Consider the following 22,224-nt stretch of genomic DNA (forward strand, 5'->3'; position numbering starts at 1 on the left):
TCTATTTATCTGCTTTAGCTATTTTCAATACCACATCTAATAAAACAGCAGCACCCTTTTTCATGTCCTCTATCGCCACAAATTCATCCGGATGATGACTAACCCCTCCTCTACACCTAACAAAGATCATCCCTATGTCTGTATTTGCGACCAAGGCCATCGCATCATGGCCAGCGCCACTTACCAGTTGAACCGACTTCATTCTATGTCCCTCAAGGGCGGATTCAATGACATCGATCATTGTGCTGGAACAGAAAACGGCGGGGGATTCCATCACCTTTTCAAAGACACAGATTAAACCTCTGCGCTCACAAATGCGGTTGGACTCTGCCATAATGCGTTGAAGAGCTTCCCTCTTCCTATTGCAATCAATCGATCTGATATCCAATGTACCTTCCACTAATCCTGGAATTACATTGCTTGCTCCGGGTTTTACGGACAACTTGCCTACCGTTGCGACTAGCTCATATTCAAGGGCGATTCTTTCAATGGTCTGAATCATTTGGGCTGCTCCTACAAGGGCATCTTTTCGCATGGATACCGGTACAGTCCCGGCATGACCCGCCAAACCTTTAATATGAAATAGATATCTTGATTGTCCTGCAATTCCACTCACCGCTCCACAGGCTTGATTCATTTGTTCTAGCACAGGGCCTTGTTCAATATGCAATTCTAAATAACCTAATAGAGATTGAGGATCTCGTGCAGCCCTTCTATAAATGGAAGGATCCAGCCCGTAATTTTTCATTGCATTCGCAACTGAAATGCCGTTTTCATCCTTTATTTCCAAGTCTTCATAGCATAGATTTCCTGATATAGCCCTGCTCCCAAGCAACGTAGTATGGAACCTTGCCCCCTCTTCATCACAAAATCCAATGACCTCAATCGGATAATATGGTTTAATGTTACATTCAAACATTGCCTGGATCACTTCAATACCAGCAATTACACCAAGAATTCCATCGTATTTTCCCGCCTCGACAACCGAATCAAGATGGGAGCCAATTAGAAGTGCCGGACCTTCGCTCTCTATTCCCTCGTATCTTCCTATCAGGTTTCCCATTTCATCTCTTCGAACGATCATCCCAGCTTCGCGCATCCAGCGGGAAACTAATTCTTCAGCGGATTCCATTTCCTTTGTATAAGATAAGCGGGTTACACCTGAGCCAGGTAAACTACAGCAGGCTAACTTCTCAATCCGATCCGACATCCGCGTTTCGCTTACCTTTTGATAGGGTGTTTGCATGGTTCTGTCCCTAAACCTCCTAAATCATGTTTAAATTAAAAATGTTCTTTTGCGAGTCCTGAATATGTTTGGTAATTAATCTTTTTGCTTTGGCCTCATTTTTCATTTCTATTGCATCTACAAGCTCAAGGTGTTCCTCTTCCATTTCATTCAGGCTAGACACCTTAGAAGCCAAAAATAAACCACGCTGCAATTTCAGAACAATACTTGTGAGCTGATCAGCCAATTGTTTGTTCCCGCTCATTTCACCAAGATAGCAGTGAAAATCCGCATTCACTCTCATAAATTCTTTCCTGGCATCATCTGAATCGATATTGAATTTTTTTTGTGCAAGTCTTTTAAAATAATCAAGTTGGGATTTTGTTATTCTTTGGATCGCCAACTTGGATGAAACCGTTTCCAAAATTATCCGTAATTCAAATAAATCCCTTAGCTCTTGAAAAGAAAGCTGCGAAACTAGATATCCTTTATAAGGAATCACCTCTATTAAGCCTTCATGTTTAAGACCATTTAAAGCCTCCCTTACAGGAGTCTTGCTAACCCCGAGTTCGGAAGCTAATTCCCCTTCGCGAATAAGGGTTCCAGGGGCATATTCAACATAAATAATTTTTTGTTTTATTTTTTGGTACACACTCTCTGCCATCGATAATTGCTTTTCCACTGTAATTCCTACACCCCAAATCCTTTTTATAAGATTTTTTACTAGTATGTTAGAAATATATCTCTGGAGTATCCATTTTAGAACAGCGTATTTTTAAGGAATGTAAGTATATAGACGGTGGCATAAAAAAAGCCCCGATTCTAAATTGAATCAGGGTTTGTTAAGCCTACAACTATCCTGGACATAAACAGAGGGAAGCTCAGTTATTTGTTGAGCTTCCCTTTCTTTGTCATTGTTTGCTCTTGTCAATCTTGTGCAAAAGGGAAAAATCTTTATGTCTCTTCAATTGGCGACGTCCCCCAGCGGGAAGAACTGGAAGCACACCAGAGAGTTGTTGTTTGTTATTCGACAAATGCCGGGTTGTGACAGGCACCATTGCTTTTTATTATCCAGCTACAGCTTTGACAGCAGCCCTTTCTTTCTTTCCGTGTAGTAAAAAATAAAGACCAGAAGATGCCAACACCACAACTCCTAGTATCATATAGAGAGCACTATAGCTAATTGCTGGAATGAAGAATCCCAGTAGATAAGGGCCAAATCCAAGACCTGCGTCAAGAAAGATGAAGAAAGTCGACGTTGCCAGTCCCATGCGTTCAGGAGGAGTCATCTTAATGGCGATTGCTTGAGTGCATGACTGCATATTCCCAAAACCAAGTCCAATAAGGCTTCCCGCTAACAACAAAGTAAAGCTGTTGTGTGCTGAACCTAAAATGAGCATTCCGGATGTAAGGAAAATAAAGGCAGGGTACATAACATAGTTTGCTCCTTTCACATCCATTAACCTTCCTGAGAATGGTCGTGAAATCAATACGGCGATTGAATAAACAAGAAAAAAGTAACTTGCTGTACGAACCAAGTCAATTTCAATCGCATAAAAGTTAATAAAAGAAAGAACACTAGAGTAACAGAAGGCCGTGATCAGAGTGATCAATGCGATTGGAACGGCCTTTAGCTCAATAAATTGAGTGAGTTTGAATCCTTTCAATTCAATTGTTTTTGTGGAACCTTTCAATTCTGGCACATAAACAAAGAATGCATTGATCAAACTGAGAATTCCTAAAGTTAGGCAAAGACTAAAAATCATTTGGATGTTTGAATGCTGGATCATATATAGTCCAATGAATGGTCCAATGGCGGTAGCCAATGTCGCACTCATACTGTAATAACCAATCCCCTCGCCCTTTCTTGTTTTCGGGATAATTTGCGCCACAATTGTTCCTGTTGCCGTGCTGGCGATTCCCAGTGCGGCCCCATGTAATAAACGGGTAATAATTAGGAAGGCGATACCTAATTGGAGAAAGTATAAGGATGTTGTGATAATATAAAGAATTAATCCAATAAATAACGTTCTTTTACGGCCAATTGCTTCAATACTTCTCCCAATAAACAGACGACCAATTAAGGTCCCCACAATAAAAATTCCAGTAACAAGACCAGCCTGACTTGCAGTCGCAGCATATTCATCAACGGCATAAACACCGATAATGACGATTAATAAATAAAAGACTAACGTTAACAAAAAATTGACACTGGATATAATAATAAAATCTTTTGTCCACAGTTTTGTGTTACTCACTTTTGCTCCCCTCTCATTTCAAAATATTTTCCTTTATTTTGGGAAGCGTTTGAAACGTAATGGTTTGCTCTTCCTTATCAATCCCTTCCATCACATTATGTTCCAGTTCCGTAATTTTCTCCCTGCATTTTTGGTAAATCTCTTCCCCTAAATCTGTTAATTGAATGATTTTTTCCCGCCTATCCTTACCGGGAATTTGCTTCACTATTTGCAGATCTTCCAAACGGTGCACCCTCCTTGTAATAGTTGGCTTTTCAACATTATATTGATTCGAAATATCTACAAGTGTCGATGGTCCATAATTTTTTATATAAAAAATAACTTGCCATAAAGAATAAGAAAGCTGATAAGTACTCATTAGTTCATTCAATTTAGTGATAAGTGGCCGATAAAGACTTAAATAACTTCTAAAAAAACCTTCCAATTCTTTCACTCCCTCCAAAAGTAGTTACTAAGGACAACTGTTACCTAAGGTAACTATAAGTTTTTTTGTAAAGAGTGTCAATCACCTCTGTAGCTGATTCGGGAAACTTCACACCGCGTCTGAGAGAGGAAATAAAGTATGCTTAATATTTAAAATGTCCTATTTTCACAATTAGAGATTTGTTGTTTAGTGGTTGCATATTTCGGGTTGTGATAGGCATGTTTATAAAAACCTACTCATTTTTAATTATTAAACTCACCAAATGAGATTACTCCGATAAAGACAGCGGCAAAAACAGTCCAGTGTCTTAGAAAAGCGCCTGTCACAACCCGTATATCTCATTTTTGTGACAGGCACTGCTACCTTTCCCCCCACAAAAACCTCGCATCTGAACAATGCAAGGTTCTTAGTTTCAAATATCAACCTCATTCAAGAGAGGATTGTCATTAATGCTTCCCTCTTCTGTAGTACTGCACCTTTTGATCATTAACCACCTCTTTACCTTCCTCTCGACAACCATCAAATCTAGAAAAACTGGTCGTGACAGGTTCAAATATTTATGGGATAATTTTTTAATACGTTGAATTGTTAGAAAATGTTCACATGTGGAGGGATGATTTTTGTCTATTAAATCTGCCATGATTGTTGGCGGTGGAATTGGCGGGCTTGTGACTGCTCTCAAACTTCACCGCGTTGGCGTGTCAGTGCGTGTCTTTGAAAGCGTAGAAACTATTAAAGCGCTCGGGGTTGGAATCAATCTGTTGCCCCATGCCGTTAGAGTGTTAACGGAGCTTGGGTTGTCAGACGAGCTTAGAAAAACGGGCTTGCCAACGAGAGAGCTTATTTATGTAAACAAGTTTGGCAGCCAAATTTGGCAGGAGGACCGTGGAGTACATGCCGGTTACCGTTGGCCGCAATATTCAATCCACCGGGGACGTCTGCAAATGGTGCTGCTAAAGGCGGTTAAGGAACAACTTGGCGAAGACGCGGTGTTGACGGGCCACCATCTCCTATCCTTTCAACAGGATGATGATTCCGTACTGGCCCATTTTGAAAATAAAAAAACGGGGGAACATATTGGCTCTTATACTGCAGATGTCTTGATCGCAGCCGATGGTATTCATTCGACTGTTCGCAAATTCTACTATCCTAATGAAGGTTTACCAAAATACAGCGGCCGGATTTTATGGCGAGGAATCACCGAATCGACTCCTTTCCTAACGGGAAAATCCATGATTATGGCTGGATTTCAGGATCAAAAATTTGTTGCCTACCCTGTTTGTCCAGATGCAGCAACAAGCGAAAAGTCACTTATCAACTGGATTGCAGAACTGACCATTGAAGACATGCCTTCACGTGCAGACTGGAATAAGGAAATTGATAAAAATAAGTTTGCCCCTGTATTTGCGAACTGGAATTTTGGCTGGCTCAATGTCCCACAGCTCATTGAACAAACAGAGGCGGTTTATGAATTCCCGATGGTTGACCGTGACCCGCTGCCACAATGGACCTTTGGCCGGGTAACCTTACTGGGAGATGCGGCTCACCCAATGTATCCAATCGGATCGAACGGTGCATCACAGGCCATACTTGATGCGGATGCGTTAGGAGAAGAGATTTTAAAACAATCAGGTGCGGAGCAGATTTTAAAAGCTTACGAAAAAGCTAGGCTTGAGCCGACAGCTAACATTGTTTATACGAATCGGAAAAACGGGCCTGAAGTTGTCATGCAGATTGTCGAAGATCGGGCACCAAACGGCTTTGAAAACCTGGATGAGGTCATTTCCCGCCAGGAGCTAGAAGAGATTGCGAACAAATACAAGAAGATTGCTGGTTTCGACCGCGAATCATTGAATCAGAAATAGAGGTGCCCCACTTGATTGAACATATTGTCTTGATAAAATTTTCACCAGATACAACGCAGGAACAGAAGGAAGAATTAATCTCCAGAACCCTTCTGCTAAAAGAAAAAATTCCGGGAATCATCGATATCCGGCAGGGCTTCAATTTTTCAGCCAGAAGCCAGGGCTATGAAGTCGGATTAACCGTTCGCTTTCAGGATCGGGACGCATTGGAAAACTACGGCCCGCATCCTGAACACCAGGAAATTGTCGCCTATTTAAAGGAAATTGGCATAGAAGACAGCATCATTGTTGATTTTGAGATTTAGTCATTTTTTTACGCTTTAACTTTAGTGCATAAACGCGTTATAGCGTTTATGCACTTCTGCACCATATACCTAGGGGTGGGATAAATGAATGTAGTACAAGCAGGTCAAACCATTGATAACAGCAGATTTGGCTCTTTCCATTTTTCAATCATTTTTTGGTGCTTTTTTATTATTTTAATGGACGGCTACGATGTGGTCATCTATGGAAGCGTGGTTCCGTCTCTAATGGAAGAATGGGGCATCTCCACGGTCACAGCCGGTGCGATTGGGAGTTACACAGCGGCAGGAACGGCCATTGGTGCGGTCATTTTTGGACTATTGGCAGATCGGCTGGGAAGAAAACGAGTCATTATCGTATGCACCGTCATTTTCAGCCTTTTCACTGCGCTCTCTGCTTTTGCAGCGGGACCGGTGATATTTACGATCTTTCGGGTCATCGCCGGGCTTGGCCTTGGCGGTGTCATGCCAAATGTCATTGCGCTATCAACGGAGTATGCTCCGAAAAAAATTAGAGCGGCAATGGTATCCTTCATTTTCTGCGGTTATTCCATCGGAGCGATTGCCGCAGCCCTTTTCAGCAAATCGATTCTGCCTGTAATGGGCTGGAAACCGATTTTTTTAATCGGCGGATTGCCTTTATTGCTTGTTCCATTCATTGCAAAAAGCCTGCCGGAGTCTGCCAGTTTTCTCTTATCAAAAGGAAGAGAAGAAGCGACCAAAAACATCCTTAACAAATTGAATCCTGAACTAAAGCTTGGCAGGGGCGTAACATTTGAAAGGCCGGCAGCAATGGATCCTGGTTCTCCACTTGTAAAACTGTTTGAAAAAGGACGTGCGCTTAGCACCATTATGTTCTGGATCTCGTGTTTCTCCTGCTTTGTCCTTATCTATGCGATGAATACATGGCTGCCAAAATTAATGATTGAAGCTGGATATAGCCTTGGCTCCAGCTTGGTCTTTGTCGCCTTTTTGAATGTCGGAGCCATTATCGGAACCATCGTATTTGGACGGTTAACTGATAAATGGGGCTTTAAAAAAGTGATGGTCCCGCTTTATCTTTTAGGTGCGATTGCTCTTTCCTTTATTGGCCTGACTCAAAATGCGTTCCTTGCTTATCTGTTGATCGGCGTGATCGGTGCCGCTTCGGTCGGGGTCCAAAATATAAGCAACGCCTTCGTGTCTCAATATTACCCGCCTTCAATGCGTTCGACTGGAGTCGGAGCAGCGATGGCATTCGGACGAATTGGCGGAATTTTCGCCCCAACCTTCGTCGGCATCCTGTTAACGATGAACCTGACTCCGCAGCTCAACTTCACCTTCATCGCCCTGGCCGCGGTCTTAGGAGGAATCGCCATTTTGTTTGTGCAAGAAAAGCATGCCCATTACCGGAATGAAAGCGCCGATACAGCGGTTGCGCACAATCAGAACAAAGTTGGATAGAAGGTGCACATTTTTAGTAAACTTTTTAAATTAAGGCTCTGTCATTATTCATTGTTAATTTTTATAGATGTATGAGAATGATTAAGGGGAGAATTTCCGCCTATTGTACGCAGAGGGACCTTAAAAGGCAGAAATAAGGGAAGAAATTCCTCTTATCTTTTCAAAACAAGGTAAAAATCATAGATCCTAAACCCTATAACCGGAAAAACTCCTCTTATTTTAAGAGAAATTTGGTCATATCGCGAATTAACCGGAATTTCTCCCTTTATTTTCAAATAGGGTGAAATCAACGTTCAGCTATAACAGAGCCTAATTTAAATGATTATTTCTTGTAAAATATAGGAAGAAATAAACGTGATCAAGCGCTGCTCCGCTCAGTCACACAACTACATGCCACAAGAAGTACGGATGACCTAAAATATATAAGCTGAAATGAAAAAAGTAACCACCCTTTTACCTTTAGTCGGGAGTAGGGTGGTTACTTATTTTATATAGTGATAATTCGATATTTTGATTCTTCAAATCAAGAAACTCAAGGTGACATCAAGCGGGTTCAGACACACTGGCATGTCCCCCTCCCTTTTTCTTCAAGGCTTCATCTTATTCGTTACCATTTGGTCATGTTTTGGTAAAAACCTCTGACCCCAAATAGAGAAAGTTTCTCCAAGTTTAGTACATGAGAATCCGAGAACGGCCCCACATAATAGAGATAGCAATAGAGTGAACCAGTCGCCATTCGCAGCAAACGTGGCAAAACACCCCATGAAGATTCCCGGCGTGTATTTAATCGGCACTACTTTTGCACCCAATATACACATGAGGCAGGTAACAAGCCCGCTGAAAATAGCAGATCCATTAGGTATTGCCGTCATATTCGTTAAAATTATGATTAACATACCACAAATTACTCCCGTGATATTACAAAGCATCGCTTTTCTCATATCTTTACTGCCGCCTGCTCCAAGGGCAAAATACGTGGTACACCCAGCAAAACCTGCCCAGCCAACTAACCCAAGGGGCGCAGAAATTAAGGTCCACAACCCACACAACAAACCCGTTGCTAATACACTAGCCATTATTACCTCCTTCTGATGAACAATTAATATTGTAAAATACTGAGGATAAAAATCAACATAAATTCTCCTTCCATTTTATATCTTCATGTTTATAATGCTCACAAGGTTATTTCAATCTCAATATAAGGAATGCAAATGAATGTACCACTATAAATCTCTTACCATTCTCACTGTGCAACAGGTTGAAAATGACAACCATAATAAAGCCGCCAACTGATTAGCGGGCGGCTTTTCTCATTATTATAGTGTGTCGATTTAGTGGTGCTCGTTTCTAGTGACGGAATCCTGGGACAAGGACCTATCCCCTTGTCTCCTAGTTTGTTACGGCACCCATAAACATATCAATATCATCTTTGGTATTCGTAATGCTTCCTACTCCAAAGTTTTCTACCAGGAAGTTTGTTACATTTGGTGAAAGGAATGCTGGTAATGTTGGACCAACATGGATATTTTTCACACCCAGATAGAGCAGGGATAAGAATACAATGACGGCCTTTTGCTCATACCATGCGATATTATAAGACAATGGCAGATCGTTAATGCTTTCTAAGCCAAGGGCATCCTTTAGTTTTAATGCGGTCATCACAAGTGAGTAAGAATCGTTACATTGGCCGGCATCAAGCACTCTTGGAATTCCGTTGATATCGCCTAAATCAAGCTTATTGTATCGATATTTCGCACAACCAGCTGTGAGAATAATGGTATCTTTGGAAAGCTCCTCTGCAAACTCTTTATAATACGTTCTGCTCTTATGGCGTCCATCACATCCTGCCATGACGAAGAAGCGTTTAATATCTCCATTTTTCACAGCGTCGACTACCTGGTCGGCCACTTGAGCCACTTGATTATGGGCAAATCCGCCAATGATTTCACCTTTCTCAATTTCAGTAGGAGGATCACATTGTTTTGCATGCTCAATGATCACTGAGAAATCCTTCGTTCCATCCTCGTTCTCCGCGATATACGTAACCCCTTCTACTCCTGTTGCTCCAGTTGTATACATCCGGTCTTTGTAAGAAGCTTTTGGAGGTACAATACAGTTTGTTGTCATTAAAATTGGACCATTAAAGCTTTCAAATTCACGTTTTTGTTCCCACCATGCATTTCCATAGTTCCCAACAAAGTGATCATATTTTTTAAATGCCGGATAATAATTGGCAACGAGCATTTCACTATGTGTATAAACATCCACACCCGTGCCCTCGGTTTGCTTTAATAATTGCTCAATATCTTTCAGGTCATGTCCGCTAATTAAAATTCCCGGGTTTTTACCAACACCAATGTTTACTTTCGTTACTTCCGGATGTCCATAAGTGGAAGTGTTTGCGGTATCTAATAACTCCATTCCTTGAACACCATATTTTCCAACTTCCATGGAAAGGGCAATCAAGTCCTCCAGTGAAGCAGTATCATCTGTGATCTGCGATAATGTCTTTTGCATAAACGCATAAAGACTGTCCTCTGTGTAACCTAGGTGTTCAGCATGTTTAAGGTAGGCAGCTAATCCTTTTAACCCATAGGTAATCAATTCTCTTAATGAGCGAATATCTTCATCTTTTGTTGCAAGAATGCTTACCTCTTGGGAAGCTGCTTTCGTTTCAAACTCAAAATTGGACTCCCCATACCAGGTGACAAAATCAATGCTGTTCGAAACTTCAGAGCCAGCATTTTGAATCGCTGACTTGATTTCTTCACGAATGCTTAGACCGGTTCTCACTTTACTAAAAAAGTCATTTTTATCCCAGTTTGCATTAGTGATGGTCATAAAAAGACTATTTACAATGAACTTATCTGCTTCACTATTCTTCAATCCTAGTTCTCTAGCTTCTGTAGCAACAATAGCCATTCCCTTTACGACGTAAATCAGTAAATCCTGCATATTCGCTAAGTCATCCTTTTTTCCACAAATCCCAGCAATCGTACACCCTGTTCCATTTGCTGTTTCCTGACATTGAAAACAAAACATACTCATTTATCTATCCCCTGCCTTTTTAATTAGTCAGCCGTATATTTTTTAATTATTAACTGACTAAACTTTAACAGCTATCACAGGAAGTAGATGTGATATATCTCACTGTTATAGGTATGTTCATTTGATTGTCAAAATTAGAAGCAAAGATCACTTTGAATGAAGCAAGGCTTCAATATATAAGATCTATTTGGTTTTGTATTAAAAATAAAAAAGACCATAATATAAAATGGTCTGGTCTGTTCAGGATCTTTTCATAACCTCGTATTAAATTTGCTTCTATAATCCCAGTACTCGCATTATCTCTGCTCTTACCAGCATTATAATGACACTTACCAGCATTAAATATAAATATAATACTAGTACTCGTATTATATTTACTCATTTTTGATTATCTCCTTACTAAAAGAGACAAAAACAATCGAACGCGCTTAAAAAATGCCTGTCACAACCAGAGATTTATGTGTATTCGACACATCTCGGGGGTGTGACTAGGCACCACCTATTCTAGGTAAATTTCAATACAAGCTTCACTAAATAAAACACGGTAATTTTATCGTAACAGCCAATTATACCTTCGAAACAAAAAAATCTTTCCTGTTTTAATTGATTTCAGAACAGTAATGGTATTGGCCACTTCTATTGCAGACGTTATGTGACCGGATAGGATTCCTCTTTTTTGTTATTTAAAAAGACCCTTATTGAATCCATTATAAAAGCAATTTTTTTTTCACTTGTTAGCTCCACTTCATCTTCTATAACCATAAATGATCTAAATCGCTTTTCATGGTAGTCAGATAACATAGAGTATAGGAAAAGGATAAATTGATTATCGATTAAAAAACCTAAAGCCCTTTCATCGATTCCCTCAATTACTTCACCCCTTTTTTTTGCTTCACGTACCATTTCATAAATGTATTTACCCGATTCTTTAAACCTTTCCGAGAACCTCTCTGAAAACATTTCCATGTTAGGTGATCCTAAGTTCGCATAAACAGTAAGGTATGCTGGAAATTTCCCGCATATTTCGGCGATTTCTTTTAAATACTCCTCAATTGCATTTAAGATCGAACTTTCTATTTTCGTATGCTTTTCATACAGGTATTCCACCATGATTTGTTGGCAACGATCTAACACAGCAATAAACAACTCTTCTTTATTTAAAAAGTATTTATACAAAGCTCCATTGGAAATATTAGCTCTCTCACAAATATCCTTAATTCCTGAGCCATAGTACCCTTTGCTTGCAAAAGCTTCTGCTGCGGCGTCTAGAATTTTCAGTTGCTTTTCTCGAGGTAATTTTTGAAACGTGTTCAAGAATTCATTCAGCTCCTCTAGCATTTTATCCCTTGGCGTTTCTATTTCCTCGCCAAAGGGATAGCTTTCTGCTTATTCATTTGGTTGTTGGAAAAATAAATTGTCTTTAACCTTGCAAGTAAACAGATTAATATCCTTTGCTGCAAACCAGGCCAATATTAATCTGTTAACCTCAAAGTTCTCTTTATAATAAGGTAACATATGATTCATCCAAGGCCCGGTTATTATGACCACTTTCTCAAATAAAAAGTTTTATTATTCACTTTGCCCCTAACTCCATCAGGATGGGAATGGATTGACTTTACGCTGGAATATCTATGAATCTTACTCCCTGACTCTCCGGCCTTTCTGGCTGCATAAAGAACGGACAGTTCTTTATTTACCTAAAATCAATTGAGGCAAGAACAGGGAGACTTCAGGAACAAATGTGGTAATGATTAGTGTAGGAAGCCATGCAAATAAAAGGATAATAAAAGTAGGTTTCAACATCTCGTTAATCGGTGCCTTAGCCAAGTTGCCTCCAAAATACAATAAGGGGGCCGTTGGCGGGGTTACATTTCCCATTCCCAGATTTACAGCCAAAATGGCTGCGAAATGTATAGGGTCGACTCCCATATTAACAACAACTGGCAGCAATACAGGAGTAACCAATAAAACTCCACTGATATCATCCATCAGCATCCCAATAATAATCATGAAGACATTGATCATCATTAGTAAGATTAACGGATTTTCTGATACGGAAAATAAAAGATCCGTCATGATACCAGGTACATCCTCCATAACATACATTCTGCTTAAAATCGTAATGGCATATAGCATGACCATAATGACCCCTGTTGTCGTTGCCGCTTTTATTAATACTTCCTTTATATTTGTTACATTTAGACCTTTATAAACCCAGAATCCAATTGGAATGGCATACAAAGCAGCCACAGCCGCTGCCTCCGTCACGGTCATAATCCCTCCGTAAATACCCCCTAGGACAATAATAGGCATAATCAATCCCGGAATCGCAATATAGGTCTTAAATCCAAAGCGCTTTGTCTTTTGGATGAGAGTCATATTTTGGGATATATCTGACATTCTTAGTGGTTTGTTTCTCATATAAAAAAGGTTAATAATACTTAGTAAAATGATCATGATAATACCAGGGATGACAGTAGAAAGAAAACTCGCTAATACGGATTGATTTCCAATCCATGCATACAAAATCATGATGCCGCTTGGCGGGATTAATAATCCTAGAATTGAAGCGTTGGAGATAAGAGCTGCGACATATCCCCTAGGATACCCTTGTTCATCGAGACGTTTAAACATAATTGACCCAATGGTCGTTAATGCAGCCAATGCACTTCCTGACACTGATCCAAAAACGGCACATGAAACGACTGCGACGATTCCTAGGCCTCCCTTGATTCTTCCGATAAACAACTCGGTCCATTCAATAATAATTTTCCCTATTCCACCCTTTTCCATCAAACTTCCCGTAATGATGAACAACGGGATAGCCAACAAGACAGGTGCATTTAATTCACCAAAACCATAAGGTACTAGGAAGCTTGGATCATACCCTAAAGAAAATATTAGATAAATGGTCGAAGCCAAAAAGGTAAAGACTACAGGAACACCGATTAGTAATAAAACAATTAATATCGTCAACGCAATCAATAAATTTATGACCATACGAATCTCCTCATTTTAATTAAGATTTATAATGAGATAAATTAATAATATTCTTCACTAATTCAACCAAAGTATATAGTGTCATTAATCCAAACCCTACTAGGATGGAACTCTGCGGGACATACATTGGATACTTCCACACATTTGAACTGGCCCCGCTGCTAATGCTCCAGATGATGTACTCTATACTCCAATAGGCAAAAATTGAAATAAGTGAAAAATTAATGAGTGAGATAATCAATTGAAGCCATAAACGTTTTTTCTCACCTTTTAGATACACACTTACAATATCAGCAGTGATATGTTCTTTTTTATATGTTCCATAAGCAGCCCCTATAAAGTACATCCAAAAGGCGGGAATAATCATTAACTCTTCCAAACCGTGCAAGCCGGTTTGGAAGACATATCGTAAAACAACAGTGACTCCAAGTCCTATTAAGATGAAGGCACTGGATAGAATCATGATTACCCTCTGGATAACTAGGAGAGAACTCCAAATAGTATGGATGATATTCATACGGTTTCCCCCCATTTTTGGTTATTCTTCTAATGCTGCCAACAGTTCCTCTAATAAGTCCTTCCCAATGGTCTCTTCTGCAACAGACCACGAGTTTTCACGTGAATAATCAGCAAGCGTCTGAAGTTCTTCATCTGTAAACTCAATGACCTTGATTCCTTCTTCCTTAAGTTTTGCTCTATATTCCTCTTCCAGTTTTTCTGCATTCTCGAAACTATATGCTGTCATTTCATTCGCCAATTTTTGGAATATTTGACGATCTTCTTCTGTGAAGTTATCCCATAGGTCTTTGTTGATATATAGGTTGTGGGCCTCAAAGAAGTTATTGTATTGATAGTAATATTTAATAACATCTCTAAATTGCATATAGTTCACTTGCGGGTGTCCGCCAATCCATCCCTCTACTGTTCCGGCTTGAAGTGCTGTATATAGATCGGCATAAGGCAGGGGAACAGTATTGAATCCCAAATCCTTCGCGTTTTTAATAAAAGTATCCATTCCAGGGACACGCAGTAATACCCCTTTATTACTGCTGAAATTTAAAGGATCCTTCACTTCATTCTTTGATCCGAGACCACCAAAACCTTGAGCATGAAAACCTAAAAGCTGGATATTTTGTTTATTATCAATCTCTTGAAGTTTTTTCCCAACAAAAGAGTCCATTTTAAATTGTTCTTCAGCCTGTGCATAATCTTTGAAGAGATACGGCAAAAGAACCATTTCCTGACGACTATCAAGATGAGATGGGTTAGACATTAACCCCATGTCTAACGTTCCTTTACTAATTTCTTCATACATTAAGGTATAATCCCCTAACTGGCTTGCTGGGAAAACTTTGATTTTGATTCGCCCGGCAGTTTGCTCCTCTACTTCTTTGGCCATTTCTTTCATCGCAACCGTGGTAGGGTGGTCCTCTGGCATAATGCCTCCAAACTTTAAGTTATAGGTCTTTTCACCACTTTCCCCAGACGCTTCCTTATTGTTTCCACACGCTCCTAAAAACAAAGCAATAAAAAGCAGTGAAATAAACAATAATCCTTTTTTCATCCCCATCCCTCAATTCTTATAAAATTTTTATTATTAATTAGATAGAATCTGAGATTGACTAAAACGGCTTGGATTAAAATGGTTGATATTAAAATTGGTTTTTCCATCTACCAAAAGGTCAGTAGCTATTTTTCCCATAACTGGAGCAAGCTTGAACCCGTGACCAGAATAGCCGCCCATTATGTAGGTTCTATTTAAACTTGGAACAGCCCCAACGACAGGGTGTTCATCGGTTGTATAACCATCCATGTGTACACTAATTCTTACAGGGTCAGGCCTCAATTCAGTAAAATACTTAGCTACAGCTCCGTTAATCCCTTTCAATTCCGGAAGGGTAATATCACGATGCAAAAGACCAGGATCCTCTACATCACCAAATGTATCGATGCTTCCAATCTTCACCATACTCCCTTCCAAGGTAGGGACACCAAATATACCAATGCCTTCACAAATCCTTCCGAAAACCGGAAATTTTTCAGGTGTATAATTTTTCAATTTGTGTGTTGGGTACCAAGTCATCACAATTTTTCGTGGGGTCAAATGATTTTTGAGTTGAGGAAAGAACTTCGTTGTCCATGGACCAGCCGTGATAATGACTTGGTCAAAGTCATAGACTTGACCATTTGCCATCACTTGAACCTTGTCGTCAAGTTCACAAATATCATCAACCTCTGTATGACGGTGTATAGTAGCCCCAAGTTCTTCGGCACGTTCTGCTGCAGTAAAAACGGCCAACTCAGGCCGAATAGCTCCAGCTTCCTTGTCAAGAACGATCAATTCACTATCGAAAAATTTATGCTGAGGATAGCGGTGAGTGGCTTGAATACTATCTAAAATCTCATGGCCAATGTCAAAATCAATTACACTTTTTACAACGTTTTTCATTTTATAGGAATTCTCTGGACCAATCATGAGCCCGCCATTAAGGTTCAGTAAATCCTGGCCTGTTTCGGACTCTAACTCCTTATATAATTCACGCGACTTTTTAAGTAATGGGACGTAATCGGCTCCTTCCATATAAGCCGTTCTGAACATCCTTGATTCTCCGCCAACGGCTGAGCGATCATGTGCAATCCCAAATTGCTCAAATCCCACCGCATGAATCCCTCTTTTAGCCAATTGCCAAAGTGTCATACTTCCTACAGATCCAACTCCTATTACAGCTACTCTTTGATTCCCCATGTTGACCTCCTTTAAGGATATTTTTAAAAAAGAGTGATTGTTCACTCTTTTATTATATAAACACCATATATATAATTACAACATTATTGTCAGAAAATTTTACATATTAAGAATTTTTTAGGGATTTAAGGGAGTTGTATTTAGTGATTAACTTATTTTGCTAAAATTGCAGTCAATAGCCGGAGGAAACATTGATAGGACTCTATTAAAGAAAAACCTTCTGATTGGTACAAAAACGATCATCAACAATTATTCAGCAGCCTAAACCTGCCCATTCCTCGGCAGTTCCCTTGCTTCCGAATATTTCCTCGAAATCTATAACAAGTGTTTCTCCGCAAGTTAATCATTCTAGGGATATCTTTCCATGGTATAATTTAGGTGAGTATTACTGTTTAAAAGAAATAATTATTCCCATTGTCCCGTAAAAAGCGATACAAAGTTTAACGCAAGGTTAAATAGTTTTTATTGCCAAAAAGGAGAATTTGTATGGATTTTATCATTTGGTTGCTAATATTATTTTTGTTGTTTTATGAACCAATAATAGGTTATTTTGATTTTCAAAGATTTAAGCAAAAAGTTAAAACTGATAAAAATGCGAGAATGAAATATTACAACAATGCAATAATTGGATTATGGGTACCAACTATAATTATCATATTATTAATTGTATTTACTGAACTGACATTCAAAGAGATAGGGTTTACCATTCCTATGATCAACACCGAACCACTGGGCAAATGGGTAACATTTTTGGGTCTTGGCATCGGTTTACTTTATTTATTTTTTGTCTTGTATTACATAATAGGCTTTAAATTTAGCAATAAAATTAAACGAGAGTTATCAATAAAGAAAAAGGAAGAATGGGAGAAATCAGTGATATCACCATTATTGCCTGTTTCTGATAAGGAGAAAAAAAGATGGAATTATGTTTCATTAACAGCGGGGCTAACGGAAGAAGTTATATATAGGGGGTTTACTGTATTTGCTTTAGCTTATTTATATCCAAACCTTTCAATTTGGGCAATTATACTTTTATCTTCTCTAATATTTGGTCTTGCCCATACGTATCAAGGTTTTTTTATGGGGTTTTTAAGAACTACGATCTTTGCAATTTTATTCTGCATTATTTTTATCGGTATGGGTTCCATAATCCCTCTTATTATTCTTCATTTTTTAGTAGATTATATTGCAAAATTAGGTGATGAATAAGTACGGCATATACGTTCGTTTAAATATCAATTTTTCAACCATCCCCTCCTCAGTTAGAGGGGGATTTATCGGAATAGGCTTCATACAAAGACAAGCTCAGAGCCATATAAACTCTGACTCTTCAGCAAGTCTAAGATTCTTGACAATCTGCTCCCTCAGCTTGCTGAATTCGGCCCCAAGTTCTTCCCCGGAAAGCTCCTTCTTTTTATAGGCCGCACCCATACAATATTTACCGTTGCTGCTACGGTAGATACCAAACTTGGAGGCATTGTCTCCCCGATACCGCCAACTCCAGCCAATAAATAAACGCATCCTTTGTGGATGTATTGGCATACTCCTCCACCGTCATTGTCTGCAAGGATTACAAAGGAAAACGGGCAATGAATTCCTCAATTTTGTTGATTTATTTGATAAAGCAAAAAAACTGATTTGTGAAATAGTGAACAATTTTAATTTTATGAATTTCAATGAATAGATATAATCTATAACGAGAAAAAATGTAGTTTTAATGCTTTTTAATGCATAAAAATTCATCATACTTATACTTTTGTAATTTTCAGACTACAATAATTATCTATTTATGTTATGATAATAAACATGTTTGAACTACTTTAGCTTCTTTATGTGAAATGAAAAGCTATCTTTAATTTGTATGTACTTGCATACACAATTTGTATTGGGTGGAATTATATGGTCTTAACCCATTTAAGGAGGTGACGATATATGGACCTAACAACAGCAACCTGGATGTGGCTATTAATTCCAATGCCTTTGCTTATATTGTTGTCGATTATTACTTATTTTACGGAAACAGGAGAGGATTAAACAAACATGGATATCAACATACCCACGTTAATTTCAATTATTATTTATTTAGCTGGAATGATGCTTATCGGGATTATTGCTGCAAGAAAGACTAGTGACTTAACAGATTATGTTCTTGGCGGACGAAGACTAGGCGGTGGAGTAGCAGCTTTAAGTGCTGGAGCATCTGATATGAGCGGCTGGTTAATGCTCGGTCTCCCCGGCGCCATGTATTTAGGAGGAATGAGCGAGATTTGGCTGCCTATTGGATTGTCACTTGGCGCTTACCTAAACTGGCAATTTGTCGCTAAACCGTTGAGAGTTTATACAGAGGTTTCAAATGATTCGATTACCGTCCCTGATTTTTTTGAAAACAGATTTCGGGATCATTCTAAAATTCTCCGAGTAATCTCTGCTATTGTAATTCTTGTATTTTTCACATTCTATACATCTTCAAGTCTTGTTGGTGGAGCTATATTACTAGAAAATTCATTTGGTATGGATTATAAGGTTGCATTATGGGTTGGGGCAGCTGTCATTCTATCCTATACACTTTTCGGAGGATTTCTAGCAGCAAGTTGGACTGACTTCATTCAAGGCATTCTCATGTTCCTAGCCTTGATCATTATACCGGTTGTTGCCATTCAGGAGCTAGGCGGATGGAGTGAAACCGTTCAACAGATCGGGAGCATTGATTCTTCCTATCTAAATGTTTACTCTGGTACAACCGCAATTGGTGTCATATCTTTATTAGCTTGGGGACTAGGTTATTTTGGCCAGCCTCACATACTCGTCCGTTTCATGGGAATCAAATCGACAAAGGAAATTCCAAAAGCCCGCTTAATCGGAATGGTATGGATGATTGTGTCTTTATTTGGTGCCGTATTTGTCGGTTTCGCAGGTATTGCCTATTTTGCCGATTCACCACTAAAAAACTCTGAAACTGTATTTATTATGTTTTCGCAAGTTTTATTTAACCCATGGGTAGCAGGATTTTTATTAGCAGCCATTCTCTCAGCAATCATGAGTACCGTTGACTCTCAGTTGCTTGTTTCTTCAAGTGCCTTAGCTAACGATTTCTATAAAGCCATCTTTAGAAAAGACGCTTCCCAAAAGGAAGAAATGATTGTTGGCAGAATTGCTGTCTTTGGGATAGCTTTAATCGCTATTATCCTTGGTTATAACCCAGAAAGTAAAGTATTGGAACTAGTCAGTTATGCTTGGGCTGGATTTGGAGCAGCCTTCGGACCTGTTATTATCTTAAGTTTATTCTGGAAACGAATGACAAGAAACGGTGCCCTCGCTGGAATCTTGGTTGGTGCCGTAACTGTTATTGTTTGGGCTCAGTTAACAGGTGGTCTTTTCGACTTATACGAACTAGCACCAGGGTTCCTATTTGCTACGATAGCCATCATCATCGTTAGTTTAGTAGATAAAGCTCCAAGCAAAGAGATCCAGGAAGAATTTGATACATTCAAATCTATGCTATAAGTATTTCAAGCAAAAGAACATCCCTTCAAATTTTTGGGATGTTCTTTTGGTTATTGATTTATGTGCACACATTCTCAATGTTCTTCAAAAACACCCGTTCATGTCAATATTTATCATTCGGCAAGAAATGTGCATTTTTATAAAAAAAGCCTGTCCCAAGCTTTTTATGGGCAGGCCTTCCTATTATTTAAACGTGACATTTACCTTATAACCAATATTATTAAAAAATTCCGTTAACACTTTCTCTGCATTTTTCTCTGCAGTTTCTAGCAAACCCATTGATTTGGCCTCTTGGCGAATCTGCTCCTGTGCCTCAGCGGCCTTCTCAAACCCCTCATCCATTTTAATATCACTACGGAAAAGCCCACCATTGTCAACGGCTTTTACTTTATCCATCTGTAGTGCTGGGTCCCGGATGAACGCATGAGGCAGGGTAATATCTATCTCCTTTGTTTCTTCATTAATAACCATGTCCTCAGAAGTGACCCCCTTTAAATCAACACCAGCAATAACCGTCGCAGGTACAACTAATAGTAGTTCTCGCTTTGTTCCTGGCAGATTAATATTCAAGAAATTCTTACTATCCTCTTCGTGAATAACTGCCTTCATATGTGCTTCAGCTGTTGCCAATGTGGATAGTTCTTGAACGTGTTCAACAAACGTAATAGACTCCTTTTTGAATATCTTCCCTCCAAAAAAACCAAAGATGACGGCTAAAACGATGGTTAAAACAAGGATGCCCAATATAATCTTTGTTCCAACAGATTTAAAAGATTTAAAAATGCCTTTCGGTGGGGAATAAGATCCTGAATTATAATCTACCGCAATAGCTGCGGCTGTTTGCCGAGGCCCTTCCATAACTTCTTTTAATTCTCTTTCTAGCTGTGCAATTCTTTCGTCTTTTTCTTCTAAAATTCCTCTAATTGTAGCCATTTCTTCACCTTTCATTCTTTACTGTGCCTATCCTTTAGATGCTCATTTCTTTCTCTCAATATATTAATATATTTCAAGGTGTTTCCATTTCTCTTCCATTCCTTATGGCAAATAAACACCTGTTCCGTTCAAATTCTACCTATTTATACGTATGTTTATATCAATTCTTGGTATCTTCTACTCCCCTCCGATTCCCAAAAAATCAAATTTATTACAATTATAAATATATCATACACTTTACAGTAGGAATGTAGAAAGAGAGAAATTTTTATAAAATAATGTCAATTTATTTCTAAAAAGATGACAGCCTCAATATATCCTGTGACACAGCCAGATGTTAAGACGAACCAATTCATCTACACCCCTCACTTCCTTGTGTCTCCATTTATTGTTGAGGTTTAAGTATTAATACCCACCAAAACATTTTTTACGATGGACAGGCATAGTTATCATAGGGACGGCTCTCGGGCAAACTCACATAGCCTCAGCAATAGTGCGTATTAGCAAGGTTGTCATAAGAACTGTCCCCGTGAAAACCCCGGAAAGGACCACGTGCCAATGAGACTGAAAGTGATTGCTTCTATTTACGCTATTCTTGCGATTAGTTTTTGGGGCGTTTCGTTTGTGTCGACGAAAGCTCTGCTTGTAAAAATGGATCCTTTTACGCTGGTGGTCCTTCGTTTTGGGATTGCTGCGTTGTTCCTGCTCGTCATTTTGATGCTGAGCCGCCGCAAGCTGGCCATCCCTCTCCGGTATGTGCCACACCTTATCGTATTAGGCATACTTGGCGTCTTCATCCACCAGGTCCTCCAATCAACCGCGCTGCTGACGATCGATGCCTCCTCTGCCGGTTGGCTGATTTCCCTTTCGCCGATTTTCACTGTCATCCTCTCCATTCTTTTTCTTCATGAAAAAATGAACCTGACCAGGGCTGCCGGGATGATTGTGGCCGTGATCGGAGTCATGCTGGTGACAACCACCAGAAGCGGACAGTCTTTTGATTTTTCAATGAACCTCGGTTTCTCGCTGATGATTCTAAGTACGTTGAACTGGGCTGTTTATTCAATCCTGTTAAAAAAATTGAACATCCCTATTCCCGCTCTCGTGGTTACTTTTTACATGAGCGTAGTCGGCTTCCTGCTCACGCTCCCGTTCATTCTGAGGAACAGGGGTTGGGAATCACTGCCCCTGCTGGACAGCTCGGAATGGGCACATCTGGCCTTTCTTGCTGTCTTTGTCTCGGGTGTCGGCTACTGGTACTGGGGAAAGGCCCACGAAGTACTGGATGCTTCAAGGGTGTCTGTGTTCCTGTACCTTGAACCGCTCGTCACGTTCCTTGCCGCAATCCTTCTTTTACATGAAAAAGTTTTCCTCATAAGTGCCGTCGGCGGCATCATAATTATTATAGGAGTCATGATTGTCAACGGACGCCACCTGCCCTTGTTATTCAGGTTCCTGGCCAGGAAGTGATAAGAG

The 22,224-nt window shown here is 39.5% G+C and carries 19 protein-coding genes; 6 read left to right on the forward strand and 13 right to left on the reverse strand.

Features of this window, described 5'->3' with window-relative positions; genetic code table 11:
- Position 1: 1 nt before the first annotated feature.
- The 4 genes from WQ57_RS01365 to WQ57_RS01380 all read right to left on the reverse strand — a co-directional run bounded on the left by WQ57_RS01365 (position 2) and on the right by WQ57_RS01380 (position 3,916).
- Positions 2–1,246, reverse strand: coding sequence for an allantoate amidohydrolase (locus WQ57_RS01365; protein ID WP_046521891.1), 1,245 nt, complete (start codon positions 1,244–1,246; stop codon positions 2–4).
- Between the two features lie 19 nt (positions 1,247–1,265).
- Positions 1,266–1,907 carry a GntR family transcriptional regulator gene (locus tag WQ57_RS01370; RefSeq protein ID WP_046521892.1) on the reverse strand — a complete coding sequence of 214 codons (642 nt, stop codon included), beginning with the start codon at positions 1,905–1,907 and terminating at the stop codon, positions 1,266–1,268.
- A 385-nt stretch (positions 1,908–2,292) separates the two neighbouring features.
- Positions 2,293–3,483, reverse strand: coding sequence for an MFS transporter (locus WQ57_RS01375; protein WP_046521893.1), 1,191 nt, complete (start codon positions 3,481–3,483; stop codon positions 2,293–2,295).
- Positions 3,484–3,496: 13 nt separating this feature from the next.
- Entirely contained in the window at positions 3,497–3,916 is a 420-nt protein-coding gene (locus tag WQ57_RS01380; RefSeq protein WP_241481458.1) for a MarR family winged helix-turn-helix transcriptional regulator, read from the reverse strand.
- Between the two features lie 611 nt (positions 3,917–4,527).
- Here WQ57_RS01380 and WQ57_RS01385 point away from each other — a divergent pair.
- From WQ57_RS01385 to WQ57_RS01395, 3 genes are all read left to right on the forward strand, one after another.
- On the forward strand, positions 4,528–5,772 hold the full coding sequence (locus WQ57_RS01385) for a flavin-dependent oxidoreductase (protein WP_241481459.1): 1,245 nt from the start codon (positions 4,528–4,530) through the stop codon (positions 5,770–5,772).
- Positions 5,773–5,774: 2 nt separating this feature from the next.
- Entirely contained in the window at positions 5,775–6,077 is a 303-nt protein-coding gene (locus WQ57_RS01390; protein WP_338151883.1) for a Dabb family protein, read from the forward strand.
- Between the two features lie 84 nt (positions 6,078–6,161).
- Positions 6,162–7,517, forward strand: coding sequence for an MFS transporter (locus tag WQ57_RS01395; RefSeq protein ID WP_046521896.1), 1,356 nt, complete (start codon positions 6,162–6,164; stop codon positions 7,515–7,517).
- A gap of 587 nt (positions 7,518–8,104) precedes the next feature.
- Here the strand turns inward: WQ57_RS01395 and WQ57_RS01400 are convergent.
- The 7 genes from WQ57_RS01400 to solA form a co-directional block, all read right to left on the reverse strand.
- Positions 8,105–8,593, reverse strand: a complete 489-nt coding sequence (locus tag WQ57_RS01400; protein ID WP_046521897.1) for a DUF1097 domain-containing protein — start codon at positions 8,591–8,593, stop codon at positions 8,105–8,107.
- Positions 8,594–8,906: 313 nt separating this feature from the next.
- Positions 8,907–10,559 carry a hydroxylamine reductase gene (hcp, locus tag WQ57_RS01405; RefSeq protein ID WP_420912368.1) on the reverse strand — a complete coding sequence of 551 codons (1,653 nt, stop codon included), beginning with the start codon at positions 10,557–10,559 and terminating at the stop codon, positions 8,907–8,909.
- 654 nt (positions 10,560–11,213) lie between these two features.
- Entirely contained in the window at positions 11,214–11,879 is a 666-nt protein-coding gene (locus WQ57_RS01415; RefSeq protein WP_162200590.1) for a TetR/AcrR family transcriptional regulator, read from the reverse strand.
- A 375-nt stretch (positions 11,880–12,254) separates the two neighbouring features.
- A complete protein-coding gene (locus tag WQ57_RS01420; RefSeq protein ID WP_046521901.1) occupies positions 12,255–13,565 on the reverse strand; it encodes a TRAP transporter large permease in 1,311 nt (436 codons plus the stop codon).
- Positions 13,566–13,584: 19 nt separating this feature from the next.
- Positions 13,585–14,082 carry a TRAP transporter small permease gene (locus WQ57_RS01425; protein ID WP_046521902.1) on the reverse strand — a complete coding sequence of 166 codons (498 nt, stop codon included), beginning with the start codon at positions 14,080–14,082 and terminating at the stop codon, positions 13,585–13,587.
- Positions 14,083–14,103: 21 nt separating this feature from the next.
- On the reverse strand, positions 14,104–15,129 hold the full coding sequence (gene dctP / locus WQ57_RS01430) for a TRAP transporter substrate-binding protein DctP (RefSeq protein ID WP_046521903.1): 1,026 nt from the start codon (positions 15,127–15,129) through the stop codon (positions 14,104–14,106).
- 33 nt (positions 15,130–15,162) lie between these two features.
- The gene (gene solA / locus WQ57_RS01435) at positions 15,163–16,311 is read right to left on the reverse strand and encodes an N-methyl-L-tryptophan oxidase (protein ID WP_046521904.1); all 1,149 of its coding nucleotides are present in this window, start codon (positions 16,309–16,311) and stop codon (positions 15,163–15,165) included.
- A 486-nt stretch (positions 16,312–16,797) separates the two neighbouring features.
- On the opposite strand from solA, the gene WQ57_RS01440 reads away from it, so the two are divergent.
- Positions 16,798–17,520: a CPBP family intramembrane glutamic endopeptidase gene (locus tag WQ57_RS01440; protein WP_046521905.1), complete on the forward strand. Its 723-nt coding sequence runs from the start codon at positions 16,798–16,800 to the stop codon at positions 17,518–17,520.
- Between the two features lie 96 nt (positions 17,521–17,616).
- Here WQ57_RS01440 and WQ57_RS01445 read toward each other — a convergent pair whose 3' ends face one another.
- On the reverse strand, positions 17,617–17,853 hold the full coding sequence (locus WQ57_RS01445; RefSeq protein ID WP_046521906.1) for a hypothetical protein: 237 nt from the start codon (positions 17,851–17,853) through the stop codon (positions 17,617–17,619).
- A 498-nt stretch (positions 17,854–18,351) separates the two neighbouring features.
- Here WQ57_RS01445 and putP point away from each other — a divergent pair, with 498 nt between their 5' ends.
- On the forward strand, positions 18,352–19,815 hold the full coding sequence (gene putP, locus WQ57_RS01450) for a sodium/proline symporter PutP (protein ID WP_046521907.1): 1,464 nt from the start codon (positions 18,352–18,354) through the stop codon (positions 19,813–19,815).
- A 183-nt stretch (positions 19,816–19,998) separates the two neighbouring features.
- Here the strand turns inward: putP and WQ57_RS01455 are convergent, their stop codons facing one another.
- Positions 19,999–20,748, reverse strand: coding sequence for a DUF4230 domain-containing protein (locus WQ57_RS01455; RefSeq protein WP_046522045.1), 750 nt, complete (start codon positions 20,746–20,748; stop codon positions 19,999–20,001).
- A 558-nt stretch (positions 20,749–21,306) separates the two neighbouring features.
- Between WQ57_RS01455 and WQ57_RS01460 the strand changes: the two genes are divergently transcribed.
- On the forward strand, positions 21,307–22,218 hold the full coding sequence (locus WQ57_RS01460; protein WP_046521908.1) for a DMT family transporter: 912 nt from the start codon (positions 21,307–21,309) through the stop codon (positions 22,216–22,218).
- Positions 22,219–22,224: the final 6 nt, after the last annotated feature.

Origin of the sequence: Mesobacillus campisalis, assembly GCF_000986785.1 — a bacterium.
In the GTDB taxonomy this organism is placed as follows: domain Bacteria; phylum Bacillota; class Bacilli; order Bacillales; family Cytobacillaceae; genus Mesobacillus_B; species Mesobacillus_B campisalis.

Bases quoted from the DNA above. Each gene is read 5' to 3' on its own strand.
- WQ57_RS01365 (WP_046521891.1), bottom strand. From the start codon at position 1,246: ATGCAAACACCCTATCAAAAGGTAAGCGAAACGCGGATGTCGGATCGG.
- WQ57_RS01395 (WP_046521896.1), top strand. From the start codon at position 6,162: ATGAATGTAGTACAAGCAGGTCAAACCATTGATAACAGCAGATTTGGC.
- WQ57_RS01400 (WP_046521897.1), bottom strand. From the start codon at position 8,593: ATGGCTAGTGTATTAGCAACGGGTTTGTTGTGTGGGTTGTGGACCTTA.
- hcp (WP_420912368.1), bottom strand. From the start codon at position 10,559: ATGTTTTGTTTTCAATGTCAGGAAACAGCAAATGGAACAGGGTGTACG.
- WQ57_RS01420 (WP_046521901.1), bottom strand. From the start codon at position 13,565: ATGGTCATAAATTTATTGATTGCGTTGACGATATTAATTGTTTTATTA.
- WQ57_RS01425 (WP_046521902.1), bottom strand. From the start codon at position 14,082: ATGAATATCATCCATACTATTTGGAGTTCTCTCCTAGTTATCCAGAGG.
- dctP (WP_046521903.1), bottom strand. From the start codon at position 15,129: ATGAAAAAAGGATTATTGTTTATTTCACTGCTTTTTATTGCTTTGTTT.
- solA (WP_046521904.1), bottom strand. From the start codon at position 16,311: ATGGGGAATCAAAGAGTAGCTGTAATAGGAGTTGGATCTGTAGGAAGT.
- WQ57_RS01440 (WP_046521905.1), top strand. From the start codon at position 16,798: ATGGATTTTATCATTTGGTTGCTAATATTATTTTTGTTGTTTTATGAA.
- WQ57_RS01445 (WP_046521906.1), bottom strand. From the start codon at position 17,853: ATGCCAATACATCCACAAAGGATGCGTTTATTTATTGGCTGGAGTTGG.
- putP (WP_046521907.1), top strand. From the start codon at position 18,352: ATGGATATCAACATACCCACGTTAATTTCAATTATTATTTATTTAGCT.
- WQ57_RS01455 (WP_046522045.1), bottom strand. From the start codon at position 20,748: ATGGCTACAATTAGAGGAATTTTAGAAGAAAAAGACGAAAGAATTGCA.
- WQ57_RS01460 (WP_046521908.1), top strand. From the start codon at position 21,307: ATGAGACTGAAAGTGATTGCTTCTATTTACGCTATTCTTGCGATTAGT.